General features: G+C 61.6%; 22 protein-coding genes and 1 tRNA gene. 10 read left to right on the top strand and 13 right to left on the bottom strand.

The genetic code is table 11. The features are described from left to right. Positions 1-63: 63 nt before the first annotated feature. Complete coding sequence (locus tag AC0L2Y_RS09360; RefSeq protein WP_352491304.1) at positions 64-984, bottom strand: DMT family transporter; 921 nt, start codon at positions 982-984, stop codon at positions 64-66. 122 nt (positions 985-1,106) lie between these two features. After that, entirely contained in the window at positions 1,107-1,463 is a 357-nt protein-coding gene (locus AC0L2Y_RS09355; protein ID WP_352491305.1) for a hypothetical protein, read from the bottom strand. A gap of 260 nt (positions 1,464-1,723) precedes the next feature. Here AC0L2Y_RS09355 and AC0L2Y_RS09350 point away from each other — a divergent pair, with 260 nt between their 5' ends. Continuing rightward, on the top strand, positions 1,724-2,389 hold the full coding sequence (locus tag AC0L2Y_RS09350; protein WP_473555587.1) for a DUF1579 family protein: 666 nt from the start codon (positions 1,724-1,726) through the stop codon (positions 2,387-2,389). A gap of 50 nt (positions 2,390-2,439) precedes the next feature. Here AC0L2Y_RS09350 and AC0L2Y_RS09345 read toward each other — a convergent pair whose 3' ends face one another. Beyond that, positions 2,440-2,913 (bottom strand): hypothetical protein, encoded by a 474-nt coding sequence (locus tag AC0L2Y_RS09345; RefSeq protein ID WP_352566232.1) that lies wholly within the window; start codon positions 2,911-2,913, stop codon positions 2,440-2,442. Between the two features lie 55 nt (positions 2,914-2,968). Continuing rightward, positions 2,969-3,964 carry a GTP 3',8-cyclase MoaA gene (moaA, locus tag AC0L2Y_RS09340; protein ID WP_352491308.1) on the bottom strand — a complete coding sequence of 332 codons (996 nt, stop codon included), beginning with the start codon at positions 3,962-3,964 and terminating at the stop codon, positions 2,969-2,971. A gap of 199 nt (positions 3,965-4,163) precedes the next feature. Here moaA and AC0L2Y_RS09335 point away from each other — a divergent pair, with 199 nt between their 5' ends. Further along, complete coding sequence (locus AC0L2Y_RS09335; protein WP_023717628.1) at positions 4,164-4,517, top strand: gamma-butyrobetaine hydroxylase family protein; 354 nt, start codon at positions 4,164-4,166, stop codon at positions 4,515-4,517. Between the two features lie 23 nt (positions 4,518-4,540). On the opposite strand, the gene AC0L2Y_RS09330 is transcribed toward AC0L2Y_RS09335, so the two are convergent. Next, entirely contained in the window at positions 4,541-4,969 is a 429-nt protein-coding gene (locus AC0L2Y_RS09330) for a nuclear transport factor 2 family protein (RefSeq protein ID WP_473555584.1), read from the bottom strand. 161 nt (positions 4,970-5,130) lie between these two features. Here AC0L2Y_RS09330 and AC0L2Y_RS09325 point away from each other — a divergent pair, with 161 nt between their 5' ends. After that, positions 5,131-5,742: a pyridoxamine 5'-phosphate oxidase family protein gene (locus tag AC0L2Y_RS09325; RefSeq protein ID WP_473555582.1), complete on the top strand. Its 612-nt coding sequence runs from the start codon at positions 5,131-5,133 to the stop codon at positions 5,740-5,742. Positions 5,743-5,769: 27 nt separating this feature from the next. On the opposite strand, the gene AC0L2Y_RS09320 is transcribed toward AC0L2Y_RS09325, so the two are convergent. Then, on the bottom strand, positions 5,770-6,222 hold the full coding sequence (locus AC0L2Y_RS09320; RefSeq protein WP_254817243.1) for a MarR family winged helix-turn-helix transcriptional regulator: 453 nt from the start codon (positions 6,220-6,222) through the stop codon (positions 5,770-5,772). Between the two features lie 47 nt (positions 6,223-6,269). On the opposite strand from AC0L2Y_RS09320, the gene AC0L2Y_RS09315 reads away from it, so the two are divergent. Further along, on the top strand, positions 6,270-7,178 hold the full coding sequence (locus AC0L2Y_RS09315; protein WP_473555580.1) for an alpha/beta hydrolase: 909 nt from the start codon (positions 6,270-6,272) through the stop codon (positions 7,176-7,178). A gap of 35 nt (positions 7,179-7,213) precedes the next feature. Here the strand turns inward: AC0L2Y_RS09315 and AC0L2Y_RS09310 are convergent, their stop codons facing one another. After that, positions 7,214-7,828: a TetR/AcrR family transcriptional regulator gene (locus AC0L2Y_RS09310; RefSeq protein WP_473555577.1), complete on the bottom strand. Its 615-nt coding sequence runs from the start codon at positions 7,826-7,828 to the stop codon at positions 7,214-7,216. 98 nt (positions 7,829-7,926) lie between these two features. Here AC0L2Y_RS09310 and AC0L2Y_RS09305 point away from each other — a divergent pair, with 98 nt between their 5' ends. Continuing rightward, entirely contained in the window at positions 7,927-8,673 is a 747-nt protein-coding gene (locus AC0L2Y_RS09305) for a 3-oxoacyl-ACP reductase family protein (RefSeq protein WP_352491314.1), read from the top strand. Positions 8,674-8,892: 219 nt separating this feature from the next. Then, positions 8,893-10,785 carry a L,D-transpeptidase family protein gene (locus tag AC0L2Y_RS09300; protein WP_473555575.1) on the top strand — a complete coding sequence of 631 codons (1,893 nt, stop codon included), beginning with the start codon at positions 8,893-8,895 and terminating at the stop codon, positions 10,783-10,785. 11 nt (positions 10,786-10,796) lie between these two features. Here AC0L2Y_RS09300 and AC0L2Y_RS09295 read toward each other — a convergent pair whose 3' ends face one another. Next, on the bottom strand, positions 10,797-11,273 hold the full coding sequence (locus AC0L2Y_RS09295) for a hypothetical protein (protein WP_352448896.1): 477 nt from the start codon (positions 11,271-11,273) through the stop codon (positions 10,797-10,799). Positions 11,274-11,400: 127 nt separating this feature from the next. After that, positions 11,401-11,652, bottom strand: a complete 252-nt coding sequence (locus AC0L2Y_RS09290; RefSeq protein WP_473555573.1) for a PepSY domain-containing protein — start codon at positions 11,650-11,652, stop codon at positions 11,401-11,403. A 103-nt stretch (positions 11,653-11,755) separates the two neighbouring features. Here AC0L2Y_RS09290 and AC0L2Y_RS09285 point away from each other — a divergent pair, with 103 nt between their 5' ends. Continuing rightward, positions 11,756-12,124: a hypothetical protein gene (locus AC0L2Y_RS09285; protein ID WP_473555571.1), complete on the top strand. Its 369-nt coding sequence runs from the start codon at positions 11,756-11,758 to the stop codon at positions 12,122-12,124. Between the two features lie 34 nt (positions 12,125-12,158). On the opposite strand, the gene AC0L2Y_RS09280 is transcribed toward AC0L2Y_RS09285, so the two are convergent. Further along, positions 12,159-12,233, bottom strand: a tRNA-Val gene (locus AC0L2Y_RS09280). Between the two features lie 103 nt (positions 12,234-12,336). Beyond that, a complete protein-coding gene (locus AC0L2Y_RS09275) occupies positions 12,337-13,020 on the bottom strand; it encodes a phosphoglycolate phosphatase (protein ID WP_473555568.1) in 684 nt (227 codons plus the stop codon). A gap of 144 nt (positions 13,021-13,164) precedes the next feature. Here AC0L2Y_RS09275 and rpiA point away from each other — a divergent pair, with 144 nt between their 5' ends. From rpiA to gor, 3 genes are all read left to right on the top strand, one after another. Continuing rightward, complete coding sequence (gene rpiA / locus AC0L2Y_RS09270) at positions 13,165-13,896, top strand: ribose-5-phosphate isomerase RpiA (RefSeq protein WP_352456755.1); 732 nt, start codon at positions 13,165-13,167, stop codon at positions 13,894-13,896. Further along, positions 13,883-14,461 carry a DUF2059 domain-containing protein gene (locus tag AC0L2Y_RS09265; protein WP_473555566.1) on the top strand — a complete coding sequence of 193 codons (579 nt, stop codon included), beginning with the start codon at positions 13,883-13,885 and terminating at the stop codon, positions 14,459-14,461. Before rpiA ends, AC0L2Y_RS09265 begins: the two co-directional genes overlap by 14 nt. A gap of 118 nt (positions 14,462-14,579) precedes the next feature. Next, positions 14,580-15,968: a glutathione-disulfide reductase gene (gene gor, locus AC0L2Y_RS09260; protein ID WP_473555563.1), complete on the top strand. Its 1,389-nt coding sequence runs from the start codon at positions 14,580-14,582 to the stop codon at positions 15,966-15,968. A 58-nt stretch (positions 15,969-16,026) separates the two neighbouring features. Here gor and mgtE read toward each other — a convergent pair whose 3' ends face one another. Continuing rightward, positions 16,027-17,391, bottom strand: a complete 1,365-nt coding sequence (mgtE, locus tag AC0L2Y_RS09255) for a magnesium transporter (RefSeq protein WP_473555561.1) — start codon at positions 17,389-17,391, stop codon at positions 16,027-16,029. A gap of 271 nt (positions 17,392-17,662) precedes the next feature. After that, the gene (locus AC0L2Y_RS09250; protein ID WP_473555559.1) at positions 17,663-19,552 is read right to left on the bottom strand and encodes an ABC transporter ATP-binding protein/permease; all 1,890 of its coding nucleotides are present in this window, start codon (positions 19,550-19,552) and stop codon (positions 17,663-17,665) included. Between the last annotated feature and the right edge of the window lie 312 nt (positions 19,553-19,864).

The following is a 19,864-nucleotide window of genomic DNA, read 5'->3' as shown; positions in this document are numbered from 1 at the left end:
TTGCTGCCTAGACCCAATGACCAAAATCCAGTTTTCAAATCAGACGGTCGTCGACGGTCACGCCTATATGCCGTCCGGCGCCATGTCCGGTCCAGCGCTTTCGGCAGCTGTCTTTTGCCGGCCGACGATCCGTTCGCGGTAGAGTGCATAGAGGCCCGACACGATGATGATCGTGGCACCGAGGATCATCGGCAGATCAGGGACATCGCCGAAGACCGTGAAGCCAAGCAGGATTGACCAGAGCAGGGCGGTGTAGCGGAACGGCGCGATGAAGGAGATATCGCCCACCCGCATCGCCGTGATGATGAACTGGTAGCCGATGAGCACAAGCACCGCCGCCAGCGCCAGGAACGCCGTGGTTCTTCCTGTCATCGGTGTCCAGCCGCCCATCGGCGAAAGCAGTGCCGCGCCCAGAACTGTCATGGCAAGTGCCGTGGCGCTCGACACCAGCAATGTCGGAATTGCCTGCGGTATCCGCTTGGTGGCGAGATCGCGCACCGCACAGCACGCGACGCTGGCCAGCGCCAGCAGAGAAAAGACGCTGAACCCTTCGAAGCCCGGCCGCACGATGATCAGCACGCCGGCAAAACCGACGGCAATAGCCAGCCAGCGCCGCCAGCCGACGCCCTCGTTGAACACAAGCGCGGCGCCCATCGTCACCGCCAGCGGCAGCGCCTGCAGCACGGCGGAGACATTGGCGATCGGAAGATGTGCCAGGGCAACCAGGAACGACACGGTGGCGCCGGCCTCGCCGGCGACGCGCAGCGCAACTGTCGGCTGCAGCATCGAAGCTGGCAGGGCAAGCGCGCCGCGTTGCCACGCAAGCAGGCCAACGAAAAGCGAAGCGAAGGCGCCGCGGATCAGCATGACCTGCGCCATGTTCATCGATTCCGATGAGAATTTGGTGATCGCGTCGTTGAGGGTGAAACCAGCCATGGCCACCATCATGAACAACGCGCCGCGCAGGTTTGGCGAAAGAGGCAAGGCGATTACCGTGTGAGTCCTGCAGCAAGCGTCTAGCAGGCACCCACAAGACAGCAACGTCAAAGGGCTGGGCCACAGCCTTTCTGTGGCCGATGACATCTGCCGCGCAAGCGCGGCAGGGCTTATTTTGGCGTCAGTACCTCGGTGCCGTTGCCTTCCTTGCCGGCAATCGTCCACAGGCCATGCAGCGAGCCGTCTTCCTGCACCTTGTAGACGACAAGACCGACCGCCTTGCCCATGACATAGCCGGCGGAGAAGGCATCGTCGTTCCGCATGCAGATACCGTCCGAGGACGAGCCGCCTGTCTCCCAATGGATCGTGCAGGTCGTCTCGCTCGTCAGCGTGATCGTCGCGTCGCCATCATAGGACGACCCATCGAAATTGGTGCCGGCCACGACATAGGTGCCGCCGATCGACTGAGCCGCCGCAGGCAGGGCCGCGAGGCTGAGCAATGCAAGAGAAAGAATGAGTTTGCGCATATCGTATTCCCCCACTGGGCGAAGAACCGCTCCAGGGCAGAGGCTAGGCCCGAATGGGCTTGCGGTAAATCCGGTGACCGTTTGCGGACAAGACCTTTTCTGGGTGTGACCCCGAAAGGTGCCGTTCTAAAGGGTGGCTTCGGAGGGCAAACTGATCACACCGCGGCTCCAGGAAAACTTTTCGACGCCATCAAATTTGCTCGGCAAGATTCACCAAATTGGTCATTGTAGGCTTCTGATCTTGTCTGGGGAGGTAGTCCATGATGAATGCACGAGGCAATGCGGACAGGCTTGGCACAGGCAGCAGGCGGCACGTTTCGTCGGCTTTCCGGTTCTCTTCTGCACTGGCGGTTATCCTCATGGCGATAGCGCCTGCGTTCGCCGAGAACGGCGCTTCGGCGTCGGCAGTCGAACGGATGTCCACGCCGGGTCACGAAGCGGATGAGCTCGCTCGCCGCGTCGGGAAATGGTCCGTCGTCAACACGATCTGGCCAACGCCCGGCGCCCAGCCGATCGTGATGACCGGGCTGGTGGCCGAGCGCACGATGATCGGCCCCTTCATGCAGGAGGTGATGCGCCCGGCGCGCGGGTCGAAAATCCCAGACTTCCAGCGGATAGCCTATTTGAGCTATGACCGGGTGGAGGGCCGCTGGAAGTATGTCTCCATGGACACCCGTTTCCCGGCAGGGATCATGCCCGCCTGGAGTTTTGGTGGCGAGGAGGACGGCAAGATTTCACTGCTGTTCGAGCCGCTTGGTTTCGTCGGGTTCGGGCCCGAGGTCGAAGGGCGATTCACGGCCTCCGATTTCGTCATTTCCAGGGACGGCGACAATCACGAAGTGGCCGAGCAACATTTCCTCCAGGCCAATGGCAGCGGCAAGAAATGGATTGCCGTACGATACGACTACACGCGTCAACAACCGTGACTCGCTAGCAAAAACAATAGGCTGCGAATAAGTTCTGACGTCGCGGATGCTCACAGTCCCCTGAGGCTACCGGCAATCGCATCGACGAGCGCGTCGTATTTCGATTTCAAGGCTGGCGGATAGTCGATCCAGACCGTGCGGATGACACCGTCTTTTCCGAACAGGCGGCGTTCATAGAAGATATTCCCGCCTTTGATGCCCGACAGCACCGCCCAGTCCTTGCCAGTCTTGCTGTAGGTGATCCTGTAGCCAGGTTCCTTGCTGGCCCTCTCAGCGGAGACGAAGGCTGTCGGGGTGTCATCATCGATGTTGAGGATACCCGAACAGATCAGGCTGGCGCCATCGGCGGTGAGCCATTGCTGTCCATCGCCATTGTCCGGCTCGGGCTGGCGAAGAGTGAAGATTTCATCCGGAAAGGTGCAGACGGTACCGAAGCGCTCGTTCGTATAGGTAAATGGCGCGGCGACTGCCGTGGTCCCCGCCATCACTCCGAAAAACGTCAGGACTGCAAAAAACCGCTGCACGCCTCGCCTCGCGCCGATACCAAGGCGATTATTCTTGCACGAAATCGGCGAAAAATCAGCCGCCGGTGACGCTCATATGCCGCGACACCGAGGGACGGTTGGTGCGGCGATCGATGATGAAGTCATGGCCTTTGGGCTTGCGGCCGATTGCTTCGTCGATGGCATCGGCGACCAGCTCGTTGCCTTCCGACGCACGCAGCGGCGCTCTCAGGTCGGCGGCATCTTCCTGGCCGAGGCACATGTAGAGAGTGCCGGTGCAGGTCAGCCGGACCCGGTTGCAGCTTTCGCAGAAATTATGCGTCATCGGCGTGATGAAGCCGAGCCGCCCGCCGGTCTCGGCGACGTGGACATAGCGGGCCGGGCCGCCGGTCTTGTAAGGGATGTCGCTTAGCGTGAACTGGCGCTCGAGTGCCGCGCGCAGCAGCGACAGCGGCAAATACTGGTCGGTGCGGTCGGCGTCGATCTCGCCCATCGGCATGGTTTCGATGACCGTCAGATCCATGCCGCGGCCATGCGCCCAGCGTAGCATGTCCGGCAATTCGGCGTCATTGAAGTCCTTCAACGCCACGGCGTTGAGCTTTACCTTCAGCCCGGCCGCCTGCGCGGCGTCGATGCCGTCCATGACCTTGTCCAGATTGCCCCAGCGGGTGATCTGGTGGAATTTGTCGGCATCGAGCGTATCGAGCGAGACGTTAATGCGCTTGACGCCGCAGTCGGCGAGCTCGGCGGCAAAGCGGGAAAGTTGCGATCCGTTGGTGGTCAGCGTCAGCTCTTCCAGCGCACCGCTCTCGAGATGCCGCGAAAGCTGGCGCACTAGGTGCATGATGTTCTTGCGCACCAGCGGCTCACCGCCGGTGAGGCGGAGCTTGCGCACGCCCTTTTCGATAAAGACCGTGCAGAGCCGGTCGAGTTCTTCCAGCGACAGCAGGTCCTTCTTAGGCAGGAACGTCATGTCCTCGGCCATGCAATAGGTGCAGCGGAAATCGCAGCGGTCGGTGACCGACACGCGCAGGTAGGTGATCGTGCGACCGAAAGGATCGATCATATCCATGCTTATGCGCTTCCCGTGGCCGTGAACGGCTTCGTTATATATGGCTATGTGATACGAGCCAACTTGCCATTCAAGATAGAAGCTCGCGATCTTCGGTAACATTCCGACGCCGACAGATCATGTCGGAACTTTCCATGCGGCCTTTTCCCTCGACACGAAGCGGCGTAGGGAAGGGCAGTTCTCCGCAGGATCCACCACCATGACAGCGCCGAAGGAACTCAGGGTCTCGAAAGATCGCAAGCTGCTTTCCGTGACCTTTCCGGGCCATCAGCCGTTCGAGTTGCCGGCCGAGTTGCTGCGCGTCGCCTCGCCATCCGCCGAGGTGCAGGGCCATTCGCCCGAACAGCGCGTCACCGTTCCCGGCAAGCGCAATGTCGCGATCCTTAAGATCGAGCCGGTCGGGAATTATGCTGTACGCATCACCTTCGACGATTTCCATGATACCGGCATCTTCACCTGGAATTACCTGCACACGCTGGGTCATGAGAAGGATGCACGCTGGGCCGCCTATCTCGCCGAATTGGAAGAGAAGGGCCTGAGCCGCGACCGTTGAATGGATCCCGCAGGACTCTCCGGTCAACGCAGGATCGCCAGTATCTCGCTGGTGTCGTAATAAAACGGCATGCCTTCGATCAGCCGGTCATTCTTGAAGCGCAAGACTTCGGCAAACGGCTGTTTGATGGTTGCACCATTGGCCCGCGACGTCAGTGAAAGCGTGCAGCTCATGAACACCGTGTCATCGTTTTGGGCGACCTGAAGGTCCTCCACCGCCACGTCGCTCCAGATTTCCCGCATCTTGCGGAAAAGGGCGCCAACGCCGTCGAGGCCGTTCCAGTCACCGGCATAGGGCAGGGAGCGCGGCTCATGCACGACAATCTCGGCATGAAATGCGCCGGCAAGCATATCGAGGCTCTCCGACCCTGATTGCAGGAAACGCATTTCAACATTGAACATGTTTTCGATAAGTTCCATGGCGGTGCGTCGCCGGTCGTGCGGTTTATCCATTTTTCGGTCTCCGTATCCGTCGGCACGATTGTGTAGGTGAAAGCGTTTGCGCTTGTTCGCGTTGCCTCGACACCCGTTTCGTGATGACCGGCAAGTGGGCACCATGTCGTGAAAACGTCATGCATCTGGAGTAGCGCCGGCAAAGCTTTGGAGACGAAAACATGTCGATGATCACCAGCGTCGAACAACTCGAAGCGCTCTATGGCCTGCCCGGCGAGGCGTCGGTGGTCAAAGAACTCGACCAGCTGATTCCCGAATACGCGGCTATAATCGAGGCTTCGCCATTTGCCGTGCTCGCGACCTGCGGGCCTGAAGGGCTGGACTGCTCGCCGCGCGGCGACCTCGCTGGCTTCGTCCGCATCGACGATCCGAAAACGCTGATGATGCCGGACCGGCGCGGCAACAACCGTGCCGATTCGCTAAGGAACATCCTTCGCGATCCGCGCGTCGCGCTCCTGTTCCTGGTGCCGGGTTCCGGCACGACGCTGCGCGTCAATGGCCGTGCCCGCATCACCACCGACCCCGGGCTCTGCGCCTCGTTCGCCGTCGAGGGCAAGCCGGCGCGCTCGGTGACGATCGTCGAGATCGATGCGGTTTATTTCCAGTGCGCCCGCGCCATCCACCGATCGGAACTGTGGAATCTGGCAAGGCATGTCGACCCGAAATCGCTGCCGACTCCCGGCCAAATCCTGGAAATCACCAGCCGCAAGAACATCGACGGCGAGGTCTACGACAAGGAATGGCCGGAGCGCGCAAAAAAGTCGATGTGGTGAAGCACTTGGTGGTGGAGCACTGGGCCGTCAGGCGGTCTTCAAAACCTCGGCAACCCTCCGCATCTGTTCGCCGATCATGTCGCATTGTTCCGGTGTCGACTGGCTCATCGCCTTCTCGATCAGCGCCATATGGACCTTCAGCGCCTGCATCAGCAGTGCCTCGCCGGCCTCGGTCAATGTCAGCCGCAGCACACGCTTGTCCTTCTCGTCGCCCTCGCGGCGCAGCAGGCCGCGGGTCTCCAGCTGCGGCAAAAGCATGGTGATGTTGGAGCGGCCGACCAGCAGGCGACGAGCGAGGTCATGCTGCGACATGCCTGGATGACGGTAGAGGTTCATCAGCACGTCGAGCTGCGCCGGCTTCAAGTCGAGCGGCGCCAGCTTCACCGCCAGGGTGCGTTCCAGCACGTGGCAGGCGCGCGCCACCGCGACCCAGTTGCGAAAACGCGGGTTGTCCCAGGGCAGGTCTTGCTTAATGTTCATGTTTGAACTATTATGTTCATGCTTGAACCAATGAATGGATCGGCACTATGGCATCATTTGGACTGAAGGTCATCCGCGGCACGTTCGGCGTGGCTGAGCATGTGGCACCGCGACTCACCGGGCGCGCCGCATTCGAGCTGTTCTGCCGCACACCGCACGAAAAGAGCTTGAGCCAAGGTGAGCGCCGCGCAATCGATCGCGCCGCCGATTTCATGACCCAAGCGCGCCATCACCGGCTAAAGACCAGAACCGGCTGCGTCATGGTGCATGAATTCCGGCCCGAGCCGGGCAGGGCAACTGCCGGCACAGTGCTCGTCATCCATGGTTGGCGTTCGCGCACCGAATACATGCGAACGCTGATCGAAGCCTATCGCGATGCCGGCTACAAGGTGGTCTCGCTCGACCTGCCGGGCCACGGCCAGTCGCAGGGCCGCCGGCTTACCCTGGTCAGTGCGGTCGATGCGGCACGGGTTGCCGGCGAATGGTTCGGGCCGTTTGCCGCCATCGTCGGCCATTCCTTTGGTGGTGCCGTTGCCGCCAATGCAGTCGCCGGTTCAATCAGGAACATCCCGCGATTGGCGGCCGGGCGACTGGTGCTTATCGCTGCGCCGAGCTCGCTGCCGGCAATCTTTGCTGATTTCAGTCGCATGCTGAATGTCGGCTCGCGCTCGCAGGCCGCCATGGCCGACCGGGTCGAGCGCATCGCCGGCCGGCCATTGCATGAGTTCACCGGTGACCGCCAACTGGCAAGCACGCCGCTGCCGACGCTGGTGATCCACGCACCGGACGACCGCGAAGTGTCCGCCGAGCATGCAAGGCTCTACACGCGCGCCGGAGACCATGTGCGGCTTTACTGGGCCGACGGGCTCGGCCACCGCCGCATTCTAGCCGACGAGGGTGTGGTGGAGCGTGCCGTTGGCTTCGTTGCCGGTAGGCTGGAGCCGTCTCTGCAGTAATCTGAATGTCTGTTCTTGTCTGCCTGGTTCGATTGTCACGCCGCCCCGGTGCCGGCCATCGCTATCCAAGCCGCCATTGCCCCGGCCACCGTCGCCAGAAGGGCCGAGCGCGACGCGCCGTCGCGCGCCTGGATCGACATACCGTGCTGCACGGTCGCGTAGAAGGTCGCGGCCGTACCGCAGTCGAAATCGCCCGGCAACTCCCCCTCGGCCACCCCACGCTCGAGCCGTCTCAGCAAGGCTTCGCGGTTTTCGGCGCGGCGACGGCGCAGATCATCGCAGATGGCGCCGCGGCTTGAATCCTGGTGCAATGCGCCGAGCGCGATAAGGCAGCCTTGCGGACGACCGGTCTGTGAATAGGCCCTGGCAGTCTGCCTCAGGAACCGCTCGACCGCCTGGCGCGCGGTCGGCGCCTTTTCCAGCGCGGACCAGATATCGGTTCCCTCGACCCGCGTGTAAAGCTCGGTTGCCTCGAGAAACAGCGCTTCCTTGCTGCCGAAGGCGGCATAGAGGCTGGGTGAATTGATGCCCATTGCAGCGGTCAGATCGCTTATCGACGCGCCCTCATAGCCCTTGGCCCAAAACACTTCCATTGCGCGCCGCAAGGCGGCGGTTCGATCGAAGGTACGGGGGCGGCCTCGTTCCGGCATGGCATCCTTTCTGTATTGGTCGATACATAATTCAGTTGACGTGGTTCAGCAAGGCTGGCAGATATTTATGTATCAATCACTACAAAATGGAGCAGCAAATGTCATCCAGCAGCTTGAACGGCAAGGCCGCCCTCGTCACCGGCGGCAGCCGCGGCATTGGTGCGGCGATCGCACGAAGGCTCGCGGCCGACGGCGCGGGCGTGGCAATCACCTATGTGAATGGCGAGCAAGCGGCGCGCGGGGTGGTCAGGGAAATCGAGGCGGCCGGCGGCCGGGCCTTTGCCATCAAGGCCGACAATCGCGATGCTGCGGCGATCGAGGCTGCAGTCGATGAGGCAGCAAAAGCCTTCGGACGGCTCGACATCCTGGTCAACAGCGCCGGCATCTGGCGCGCTGCGCCGATTGATGCCCTGTCGCTTGCCGACTTCGATGAGACAATGGAGGTCAACCTCAGAGCCCCGTTCGTCGCCGCCAAGGCGGCAGCAGCGCATATGGGCGAGGGTGGCCGGATCATCTCGATCGGCAGCAACCTGGCCGAGCGTGCCACGGACGCCGGCCTGAGCGCCTATTCGGCCAGCAAGGCTGCCTTGGTTGGCCTGACCAAGGCCTTTGCACGCGATCTCGGTCCGCGCGGCATCACCGCCAATGTCGTCCATCCCGGGTCGACCGATACCGACATGAATCCGGCAGCCGGCCCGCACGCCGAGCATCAGCGCCAGAAGATGGCGATGCCTCGCTTCGGCACGGCCGACGAGATCGCCGGCATGGTCGCCTGGCTTGCCGGTCCCGAAGGGCGCTTCGTGACAGGCGCGGCATTGACCATCGACGGCGGCGCCAACGCTTGAGGCTTGGCTCACGGGCACTACCATTGATCGGGGCGATGGCGGAACCGCTTGGCCCGTCACGATGTTGTGAAACCGTTCTGCAACAGACGTTCCGAAATTTATGGAAGCTTAACGAAATCAGTATGAATCAGTGTAGTCACGCCTTACATCCGCCATGCGGTGGGCGAGACCGTGAAAGCGGTGCGGAACGGGATCCGGTTCAACCGGAGCGGGTGATCCATGAAACTCCTTGGAAACAAAGCAACCGTGCTGCCGATTGCGGTGGCCGCGGCAATGCTGGCCTTCGGGGCGCCGCAGGCTGAAGCGCAAGGGTTCTTCGACATGCTTTTCGGCGGCGGCGTCAAACACGCACCGCCGAAAGGTAACTTTCCGCCGCCACCGTCAAGATACAAGCCGAAGCCCAAGGCTCCGGCCGCTTCCGGTGGTGGTGCGCAAATCAGCAGCCCGTCCTATTACACCTACAAGAGCGATCCGCTGGTGCGCGTCGATTTTTCGGCACTGTCGGCAGCGCCTGAACCGGCAACGCCTCAGGATGCTGCATTCGAACCGGCGGCCACCGGGGCTGCATTCCGCGAAGCCATTGCCGGCCTCGAAGGCTATGACCTCTACGCCGAGAAGGACATCGCCAAGGCGCTGATCGCCTATTACTCGGCCAATCCGGATTTCATCTGGGTAACGGGAACCAGTCCCAACAGCCGTGCCGAGGATGCGGTGCGGGTGCTGGGCGAGGCCGCGAGCTACGGCCTGACGCCCGCGGATTACACCGTCGAAGTTCCGGCAGCAGGCGCGTCGGCGGGCAATGCCGATGAACGCCTGAAAGAGCTGGTCCGCTTCGAGATGGCGCTGTCGGCGCGTGTCCTGCGCTACGCCCGTGACGCACAAAGCGGCCGCGTCGATCCCAACCGCATGACCGGCTACTACGATTTTCCGCCGAAGCCGCTCGACATGGAAGGGGTGCTGAACACGCTGGCCCACACCCAGCAAGTGCGCACCTATCTCGAATCGCGGCATCCACAGAATTCCGAGTATCAGGCGCTGCGCGTCGAACTGGAAGCGCTCCAGGCCAGCGCCGAAGACGAAATCACCATCGATCCCAATCTGCTGTTGAAGCCGGGGCAGACCAACCCCGAGCTGCCGAAGCTGTTGACAAAGATCGCGCGCAATCTCGATGACGAGATGGGCGGCGCCTATGGAGAGGTTCTGGCGAGGCTCGCCACCAGCGAGGTCTACGATCCGGAGCTGGTGCCGGTGATCAAGGAGGTGCAGAAACGTGCCGGCATGAAAGGCGACGGCGTCATCGGTCCCCGTACGGTCGCATCGTTGGCCGGAACGTCCAAGGCCGACAAAATTCAGAAGGTTCGGGTTGCGCTCGAAGAGTTGCGCTGGCTGCCTTCCGACCTTGGCAGCCCGCGCGTCTTCATCAACCAACCGGCTTTCACCGCGAGCTATATCGATGATGGCGAGGAGAAGCTGAAGACCCGCGCCGTCGTTGGCAGGCCCACCAACCAGACTGCTTTCTTCTATGACCAGATAGAGCAGGTCGACTTCCATCCCTATTGGGGCGTGCCGCAGTCGATCCTGGTTAACGAGATGCTGCCGCGGCTGCGCCGGGATCCTGGCTATCTCGACCGCGCCGGCTACGAGGTGGTCAATGCCCGCGGCAAGCGCATTCCCTCATCCTCGGTCAATTGGGGCGCCTATGGCGCCAAGATACCCTACGGCGTGCGCCAGCTGCCGAGCGAGGCCAATGCGCTGGGCGAATTGAAGATACTGTTCCCCAACAAGCACGCCATCTACATGCACGATACGCCGCAGAAGTCGTTTTTCCAGCGCGACATGCGTGCGCTCAGTCATGGCTGTGTTCGCTTGCAGGATCCGCGCGGCATGGCGGCTGCCGTGCTCGGCACCTCGGTCGACTATATCGAGGACAAGCTAAAACACGGACATTCGACCGAAGACGTGACACGCAAGATCCCCGTCTACGTCGCCTATTTCACCGCATGGCCGGACCTGTCCGGCACCGTCGAATATTTCAACGACGTCTACGGCCGCGATACAAGGCTGCAGCAGGCGCTCGACAGCACGGAAGCGGTGCGTTCGCCGGCTAGCTGAGGAATGCGGTTCTAGCGCTGAAACAGCGGACGCCGGAAGCCGGCGTCGCGTCCGGCGATCAGCCAATAGACCAGGCCGGCAACAACGCCTGCCGCGGCAATGATACCGATATCGGCCCAGCGCTCCGGGTTCGTGTCGTCCGGTACACTAGGCCAGATCAAGGCGAACCCGCCAACCGCGGCCGCTGCGCCGAAGACCATGTGCAGCCAAAAACTGCGCAGCGAGAAAAACTCGGCAATCAGTGCGAAGATCAGCGTCTGCAGGCCGGTCAGCACGATCGTCAGAAAATAGATGAACATGCCGAGCGGCGGCAACAGCAGCACCGCAACGGGGGTGACACCCATGACGTCGAAATAATTCGGCGCGTTTGGCAGCGAGCTCAACCCGCCATAGATCGCCGCCACCGCGATCAGCCCGACCAGTACCGCTATGAAATAACCCGCGAGCATCATCAGAAAGCGTTTCAATACGTGCTTTACCGTCGCCATGCCCACCCCCGCGCGCAATGATAGCACTCAGTCAGCCATCAAAGCCATATCTGCGCAAGGGTCTGCCGAAGGTCGGGGGCATTCGATGCCCGCCATTTTTTAGAATTTGCACCGTTGGCGGCCAGCTTCATTTCGGCGCGGCTGTCACCGGATCATAGGTGATTTCAACTTTCGCCTTGTCGTTCGTGTAGTAGGTGACAGTGTAGGCGCCGCTGTCCCAATCGATTTCCTTGATGTAGCGGAAGTCGTCGCGCTGCTCGACCTTGGCGATGATTTCCGACAGCTTCTTGGCATTCTGCGGCGGCACCGGATTTTCGTCCGCGGCAAAGGCCGATCCGCCGACAAGCAGCACTGCGGCCGCCAAAACAAGTCTGGACATGGCTTTCCCTCACATCTCGATCAGCAGAAACTCGTTTCTATGCAGGTTTGTTCCGGGATAGCGGAGCGTTGCGCTACAAGGAGGCGCCGTCCGTACCTGATTTATGGCCACCGAAAGAACACGGCGACTGCTTAAAATCATGATGCGTCGCCTCAACATCGCGGCCATAATAGTGCCGGTGGTCATTTCGGGGGTCTACATGCAAATGCGTCACGCCATCATATTTGTACTTTCCATACTTTCCAGCCTGGCCGTTTCGATGCCTGTCCAGAAAGCCGCGGCGCTGGAACCTGAACGCTATACAGTCTATTGCGCCGACGACCGTATCGATGTTTCGTTCTGGGATATCGAGCAGATGAAGGTGCGGGCCGGCTCCAACGTTTGCCAGTTCCAGAGCTATACGAGCTACAGCAGCGCCTTGAATTTCGCCCAAAAGAATTTTGGCGGCGAGGGGGCCACCTGCAGCTGCTAGCCGCTCTGGCTTGGAATTGATTCAGGAAAGCAAATGGTGGGCGATGCAGGGATTGAACCTGCGACCCCACCCGTGTGAAGGGTGTGCTCTCCCGCTGAGCTAATCGCCCGCTCGTTGCCCGAAGGCCAAGCGCGCCGCGATATAAGGGAGGCTGGCCTGCTAAGTCAACCACTTGTCGGTCGGCATCTGGCGGTCCGCCCGATGGGCAGCTTTCAGCCTTCTGCCGCAGCCATCAGTCTTTGTACCAGATCGAGCGTCAGCGAATCGAAATGCGAGATTACCGCCGACGGTTCGAACTCTCGCACATGGCGGTCAGTGTAGCCGAAATCGACTGCCACCACCGGAATCCCGGCGGCTTTCGCCGTGTCGATGTCGGTCTGCGAATCACCAACCATCAGCGCACGGCGCGGGTCGCCGCCGGCGCGCGCGATGGTCTGCGTGAGATGGCGCGGGTCGGGCTTGCGGAACGGAAAACTGTCCTGGCCGCAGATCGCCGCGAAATGCCTGGTCATACCGAGCGCTTCGATCAATGCCACCGAATTGGCCTCGTATTTGTTGGTGCAGATGGCCAGCAGGTAACCGGCTGCCTCGAACCGTGCGATCGCCGCAGGGACGCCGGGGTAGGGGCGCGATTTGCCGGGAATGTTAACGGTGTAATGGTCCAGAAACAGCTTGAGCAGGCGGTCGCGCTCCTCCACTGCCAGCGACCTATGCTGCGCTGCGTGAGCGCGCTCGATCATCACCCGGCCGCCATGGCCGACGAAGCGCTTGAAGCCGGCTTCGTCGACGGCCGCGAGCTGGCTGGCGGCAAGGCTGTGGTTGAGACTGTCGAGCAGGTCCGGCGCCGTGTCGATCAGCGTCCCGTCGAGGTCGAACACGATGATCGGTCGGGTCATGGCCTGTCCTGTGACGATTCGATTGCCGGCAGGCGATAACCGCTGCGGCCCGTTCAGGCAAGCCGGCTTATCCACCGCGGGCAAGGTCCTTTGACCAGCCCGGCAAAAATGCTACGAGCGCCGAAACAAATCTCGGGACCCGGCATGGATGCGAGGCAATTGAAGGTTGAGGCCGCGCGGGCAGCGCTTGCCCATGTCACGGATGGCATGCGGCTCGGCATCGGCACCGGCACGACGGCGGACGAGTTCGTGCGGCTGCTCGCCGACAAGGTCGCTACCGGCCTGACTGTCATCGGCGTGCCGACCTCGGAGCGCACCGCCGTCCTTTGCACCGAGCTTGGTGTGCCGCTGTCCACCCTCGAGGAAACGCCCGAACTCGACCTCACCATCGACGGCGCCGACGAGATCGATCCGGCGCTGACATTGGTCAAGGGCGGCGGCGGCGCGCTGCTGCGCGAAAAGATCGTCGCGGCGGCCTCCGCGCGCATGATCGTCATCGCCGACAGCTCCAAGATGGTCGAGATGATCGGCCGTTTTCCGCTGCCCATCGAAGTCAACCGGTTTGGCCTGCGCGCCACCGAAATTGCGGTTGGCGCGGCAGCTGCAAACCTTGGCCTTTCCGGCCCTGTTACATTAAGGATGACGGGGAGCCAGCCATTTGTTACAGACGGCGGCCATTTTATCCTCGATGCATCTTTTGGCCGCATTCCGGATACAAGAGCGCTTTCGAATGCTCTCCACGCCATTCCGGGCGTGGTCGAGCATGGTCTTTTCATCGGGCTGGCATCAACGGCCATCATAGCCGGCGGCGACGGCATCCAAACCGTCCATGCCGCCCGAAAATCAGGGAGTTTTACCGATCATGATGTTGCATAACCGGGTTGGCCGCTTTTTTGCCATTCTGGCGGCCTCGGCCGTTTTCGCGTTTTCGTCGCCTGCGTTTTCGCAGGACGTCACCGATGCGCATTTGAAGGCGGCGCGCGCCGCGGTCGCGGCGATCCATGCGACGGATACGTTCGATAACATCCTGCCGCAAGCGGCCGCGGCCCTCGAGCAGCAGCTGATCCAGAAGAACCCGGACATGCAGGAACTGATCGCCAAGACGATCAACGAGAAGGCGATGACCCTGGCATCGCGCCGCGCCGACCTGGAAAAGGAAGCAGCGCTCGCCTATGCAAAGGTGTTCTCGGAAAAGGAACTCAATGAAATCGCCGCTTTCTACAATTCCGATTCCGGCAAGAAGCTGCTCGACAACGGCCCGATCGTGACGCGCGAACTGGTGAAGGCTGCCGAGATCTGGCAGAACGGCCTGGCTCGCGATCTCGCCCAGCAGGTCGGCGAGACCCTGGGTGCAGCGGCGAATGCCAAGGCGCCGGCTGCACCTGCCGACGGTACCGCTCCGGCAGACGGCGCAGCTCCCGCGGACGCCACACCGAATTGATTGCGGACTTCCGAGCGGCCTGACCGACACTGGACCAGAAAGCCCGGCAAGTCCGGGCTTTTCTTTTGATAGTCGGCAGCCTACCTGTCTCGGTGTTTGAGGGGCAAGGAGTTCAGCCATGGCCGGTTACGACTACGATCTTTTCGTCATCGGCGGCGGCTCCGGCGGGGTGAGGGCGGCGCGCGTCGCGGCCGCACTCGGCAAGCGTGTCGGCATTGCCGAGGAATATCGCTACGGCGGCACATGCGTGATCCGCGGCTGCGTGCCGAAGAAGCTCTATGTCTACGCCTCGCAATTCCCCGAGCATTTCGCCGACGCCGCCGGTTATGGCTGGACGGTGCCTGAGGCGCGTTTCGACTGGCAGACGCTGGTCGCCAACAAGGACCGCGAAATCAGCCGGCTGGAGGCCATCTACAAGAAGAACGTGCAGGGCGCCGGCGGCGAGGTCTTTCATTCGCGCGCCACCCTGGTCGATCCGCATGTGGTGCATCTTCTCGGTGAGGATCGCACCGTTAGCGCCGACCAGATCCTGATCGCTACCGGCGGGCGCCCGGCGCCGCATCCGGCATTGCCCGGCCATGAGCACTGCATCTTTTCCAACGAAGCCTTCGACCTCAAGGAACTGCCGAAGGCAATCATGATCGAGGGCGGCGGCTATATCGCCGTCGAATTCGCCAACATCTTTCACGGCCTTGGCGTCGACACGACGCTGGTCTACCGCGGCAAGGAGATCCTCAGCCGTTTCGACATGGACCTCAGACGCATGCTGCACGACACGATGGAAAAGAAAGGGATAAAAATCCTCTGCCACGCCGTGTCCGAGTGGGTCAGGAAGCGGCCTGACGGCCGACTCGACGCGCTTGTCACCGGCGGCACGGTGCTGACGGTCGACCAGGTCATGCTCGCCATCGGCCGCATTCCCAATACCGAGAACATGGGCCTGGAAGGCGTCGGCATCGAGATGACCAAAACCGGGGCAATTCACGTCGATGAATACTCCCGCACCAACATCGACAACATTTGGGCAATCGGTGACGTCACCCACCGCGTGCAATTGACGCCGGTGGCAATCCACGAGGCGATGTGCTTCGTCGAGACCGCCTTCAAGGACAATCCGACGGCGCCCGACCACGACACGATCGCTACCGCAGTCTTTTCGCAGCCCGAGATCGGTACGGTCGGCCTGTCGGAGGATGAGGCGGCAAAGCGCTTTTCGGACCTTGAAATCTACCGCGCCACCTTCCGGCCGATGCGGCACACACTTTCCGGCCGCGACGAAAAGATGCTGATGAAGCTGGTCGTCGACGGCGCCTCGAAAAAGGTCCTCGGCGCCCACATCCTCGGGCCGGATGCCGGCGAAATGGCGCAGCTTCTCGGCATACCGCTGAAGGCCGGGCTGACCAAGGATGATTTCGATCGCACCATGGCGGTGCATCCGACCGCGGCGGAAGAACTCGTCACCCTGTACAGGCCGACTTACCGGGTGAAGGATGGTGAGCGCGTCTGACGCGACAATAAACCCATCGCGGCAACGAAATTGCCGCGATGGAAGTGCGTAAGTTTTCTTACAGCAACGTTCCGCGCAGGATCACCAGCGCAACCGAAAAATAGATCACCAGCCCGGTGACATCGACCAGCGTGGCGACGAACGGAGCCGATGCGCTGGCCGGGTCGAAGCCGATGCGCTTCAGGGCGAACGGCAACATCGATCCAGACAGCGAGCCGAAGGTGACGATGCCAACCAGCGTGGCGCCGATCGTCATTGCGATCAGCGGCCAGTGCGGGCCGTAGTCGTAGAAGCCGAGATACTGCCAGAGCGCAATGCGGCAGACGCCGACCACGCCAAGAATCGAGCCAAGCACCAGGCCGGTGGGCAGCTCGCGCAATGCCACCCGCCACCAGTCGCCAAGGCCGATCTCGCGCAGCGCCAGCGCCCGGATGACGAGCGAGGTCGCCTGCGAGCCGGAATTGCCGCCGGAGCTCATGATCAATGGAATGAATAGCGTCAGCACGATCGCCTTTTCCAGCTCGCCCTCGTAGCTTTGCATCGCGTTGGCGGTCAGCATCTCGCTGATAAACAGCGCGCATAGCCAGCCGGCGCGCTTCTGGATCATCGCTAGAAAGCCCATCTTCATATAGGGCTCGTCCAGAGCCTCCATGCCGCCGAAACGATGCACGTCCTCGGTCGTTTCCTCGATCATCGTGTCGATAATATCGTCGATGGTAACGATGCCGAGGAGCTTGCCGTTGTCCACGACCGGGACGGCGAGCAGATCATATTTCGAGATCAACTGAGCAACCTTTTCACTATCGGTCAGCGGTGAAACGGTGATAGGCGCACGATCCGGCGCTATTGCCATGATCAGCTCGTCGGGCTCGCCAGCGATCAGTCGACGCAGGTTGGTCGAGCGCAACAGGACATGCGTTTGCGGATCGACGATGTAGATCGCGTAGACAGTTTCGCGCGTCCGCTCCACCTTGCGGATATAATCCAGAGTGCGGGCAACGCTCCAGTCCGGCGGCACGCTGACATATTCGGTCGTCATGAGCGAGGCGGCGCTGCCATCGGGATAGCCGAGAATGGCAAGCAGCGTCGCGCGCAGCGGTGGCGCTAGGCCACCAAGCAGTTCGGAACGAGCCGGCTCGTTCAGATCGCGCAATATGTCGGCGGCGCGGTCGACCGACATGGCCGCAAGCAGTCTGCCTGCTTTGATGCGGGGCAGCGCCTCGACGAGTTCGGATGCGCCGTCGAGCTTCGGCTGGTCGAAGATCTCGACCAGCCGCTCGAACGGCACTTCGCAGAGCAGATCCGATGCTGTCTCGCGGGGCTCCCGATTCAAGGTCTCGACGATGTCGGCGACGTGTTCGTTGGCAAGTACGCGAGCGATGGCGATAGCATCGCCGCCCGCGACGGGGGAAGACTCGTTCATGGCTCACTCCTTGCCGTCCGGCAGGACGTGAGCCGGTCAGGTCACGTCAAGCGGACGGCGGTTGCGTTCGACTGTGACTGTCGCCAGGCATGGCGCGGTGACCTTTCTGCTCGCGGGTTCGAGTTGAGATTCTGCAAGCCGGCGCAACATAGGAGCGCGCCTTGCCGAGTCAATCGCGAGAGCGGGTTAAAGCGGCGGCAAACCGACCGGATCGCGAGACTGTGATCGGGCTACGTGGCAGGCTGGCTGGATGCCGGCAGTGGTGCCGCGGCTATCTCTGCTTCAGCCGGCGGGGAAAGCGCAGCCACTTGTCCTCGGCCGGCCGCGTCGGCTGCGTGAGAATGGTGGTGAGCTCGACCGGCAAGCTCGGAACCAGCGGCTTCTTGGTGGCGACGCCGTCGGCGATCGCAACCACGCTGTGGTAGAATTCGGTGCCCGCGAGCGATCTCGGCGGCGTCGCCTCATGCATGATCGAGATCACAGTTGCATCAGGGCAATTGTCCTTGATCGCCTGGTGGAAGGCGATCCGTCCATCGGGGTCGAGCGCGCCGGTGGCTTCATCGAGGAACAGCAATCCCGGCTGCTGCAGCACGATGCGGGCGACAACCAGCTTCTGTTTCTGCCCACCCGAGAGAACCTGATCCCAGATCTTTCCTTCACGGCTCTCCTCGGCCAAATGCTCGATGAAATCGCCAAGGCCGGCCTTGTGCAGGGCGGATGCGACCTGCACGTCGGCGTAATCATGCTCGGAACCGGGCAGGCAGACCAGTTGCTTCAGCGAAACCTGCTGCAGCTTCACCTCCTGGGCGGCGTAGAAACTCCTGACCCCTTCCGGGAAGACGATGGTGCCGCGGCCATAAGGCCACAGGCCGTTGATCGCCTTGATCAGCGAGGTCTTGCCGCAACCGGATTCGCCCTTGAGAAAAGTCCACTCGCCTCGCCGGAAGCGCAAATTCGCGGCACTCAGGAAGGGCGTGGCGTCCTCGCCCTGATGCGCCAGTTCGAGCTTCTGGATGGTCAGGCCGAAAACCGGGTTTTGGCGGTCGTAGCGAAAATCGGAGCGGCCGGTCTGCTGATAAAATTCCTGCGGGTGCTGGACGTTTTCGATAGCGTTTGCGAGTTCGGTGACGCGCTGGCTGTTGGCCCGCAATGCGGCGATGGCAGGCATGACATGGATGAACCACGAGCATTGACTGATCAACGAGTTGACCATCTCGGAGCCGGTTATGTAGCCCTTGAGATCGAAGCCGTTATGGATAAAGGGAACCAAGCCTGGCCCGTAGGCGACAATGCGGGCACCGATGAAATTGTAGATCAGCTCGAATGAATTGTAGCCTGTGTTGACGATGTTCAGCCGCGCCCAGGTGCGGTCGATGTCGACATAGCGCTGGGTGTGCACTGCCTTCTGCACGTTCTCGCCTTGCGATGCGGCGACATGAAAACTGCGGCGCAGGAACGTGATCAGCTCGCCGCGATAGCTGCCTTCGGCCTGCTGCATCCTGACATTGAGCCGTTCCAGCAGCCTGCCCAGCTTGACCGCGATCCAGGTGTTCAACGGCACGTAGGTGGCGACCGCCAGAAAGGCGAGAACGGCGCTGCCATAGCTGCCGAGGAACTCCAGCCCCTTGACCTCCGCCGAGTGCGCAAGCAGTTGCTGGCCAACGAAATACAATGAAGTAGCAACGGCCAGAACCCCCATCGCGAGGCCGATGGCTCCGCCCGTCATATCCTTGATCGATTCCTGGATGCGCTGATCGATATTGTCGGGAGCGGCGGCACCTGACGAGCCATGCTGAGCGTGGAAATGGGTGTGATTGGCGTCAAGCAGGGCTTCGTTGAACTGGCTGTCCAGCCAGCCGCGCCACTTACGATGCAATGTTGCGGATACCAGGCTGCGGATACCGGTAAAACCCGCATCCTTGAGCAAGACCAGGAGGACAAGTATCCCGGCATTGGTCAGCAGAGCCTGAAGCGGGGTGGTGTTTGCGGCATCGTGGAAAAAGGCGATCGAGTTGACCAGCTCTCCGGATGCTACGGCAAACCAGACGCCTGACTTGCTGGAGAGCGCGGTGAGCAGGGCGATCACCAGTGTCAGCGTCCAGGCTTCCACCCACTTGTCCGAGAACCAGTAGGCCCGCATCAGTCCCCAGAAGCTGCGCATCGACGATACGGGCGTCAGGGGCGACTGCCTTGCGGCACCGCGGAGCCATTTTTCCGATATTGAATGTCGCGTTGGTCTATCGACCCGAATCACTATCCCGCCCAAACGATTTTTCTTTTGTTACGGACAGTAACACCAATTGATCATTTTCCATTAGCTTTTCTCCGGCCGCAGGTGGCTTAGCTCGCGGGCCGTTGCAGTGGAGCAACAGAATGAATGATCGCGGCGTTAGGCCGTTACGTTTCGAGGGGTGGAATACCAACGCCATTTCAAGTAGTTACTTGCCTGCGCCCGAGCAAGTAGAGACCTTCC

It is taken from the genome of Mesorhizobium sp. WSM4830 (genome assembly GCF_055811495.1).
The sequence above is the reverse complement of the archived record's forward strand: the minus strand, read 5'-3'. Positions and strand labels throughout refer to the sequence as shown.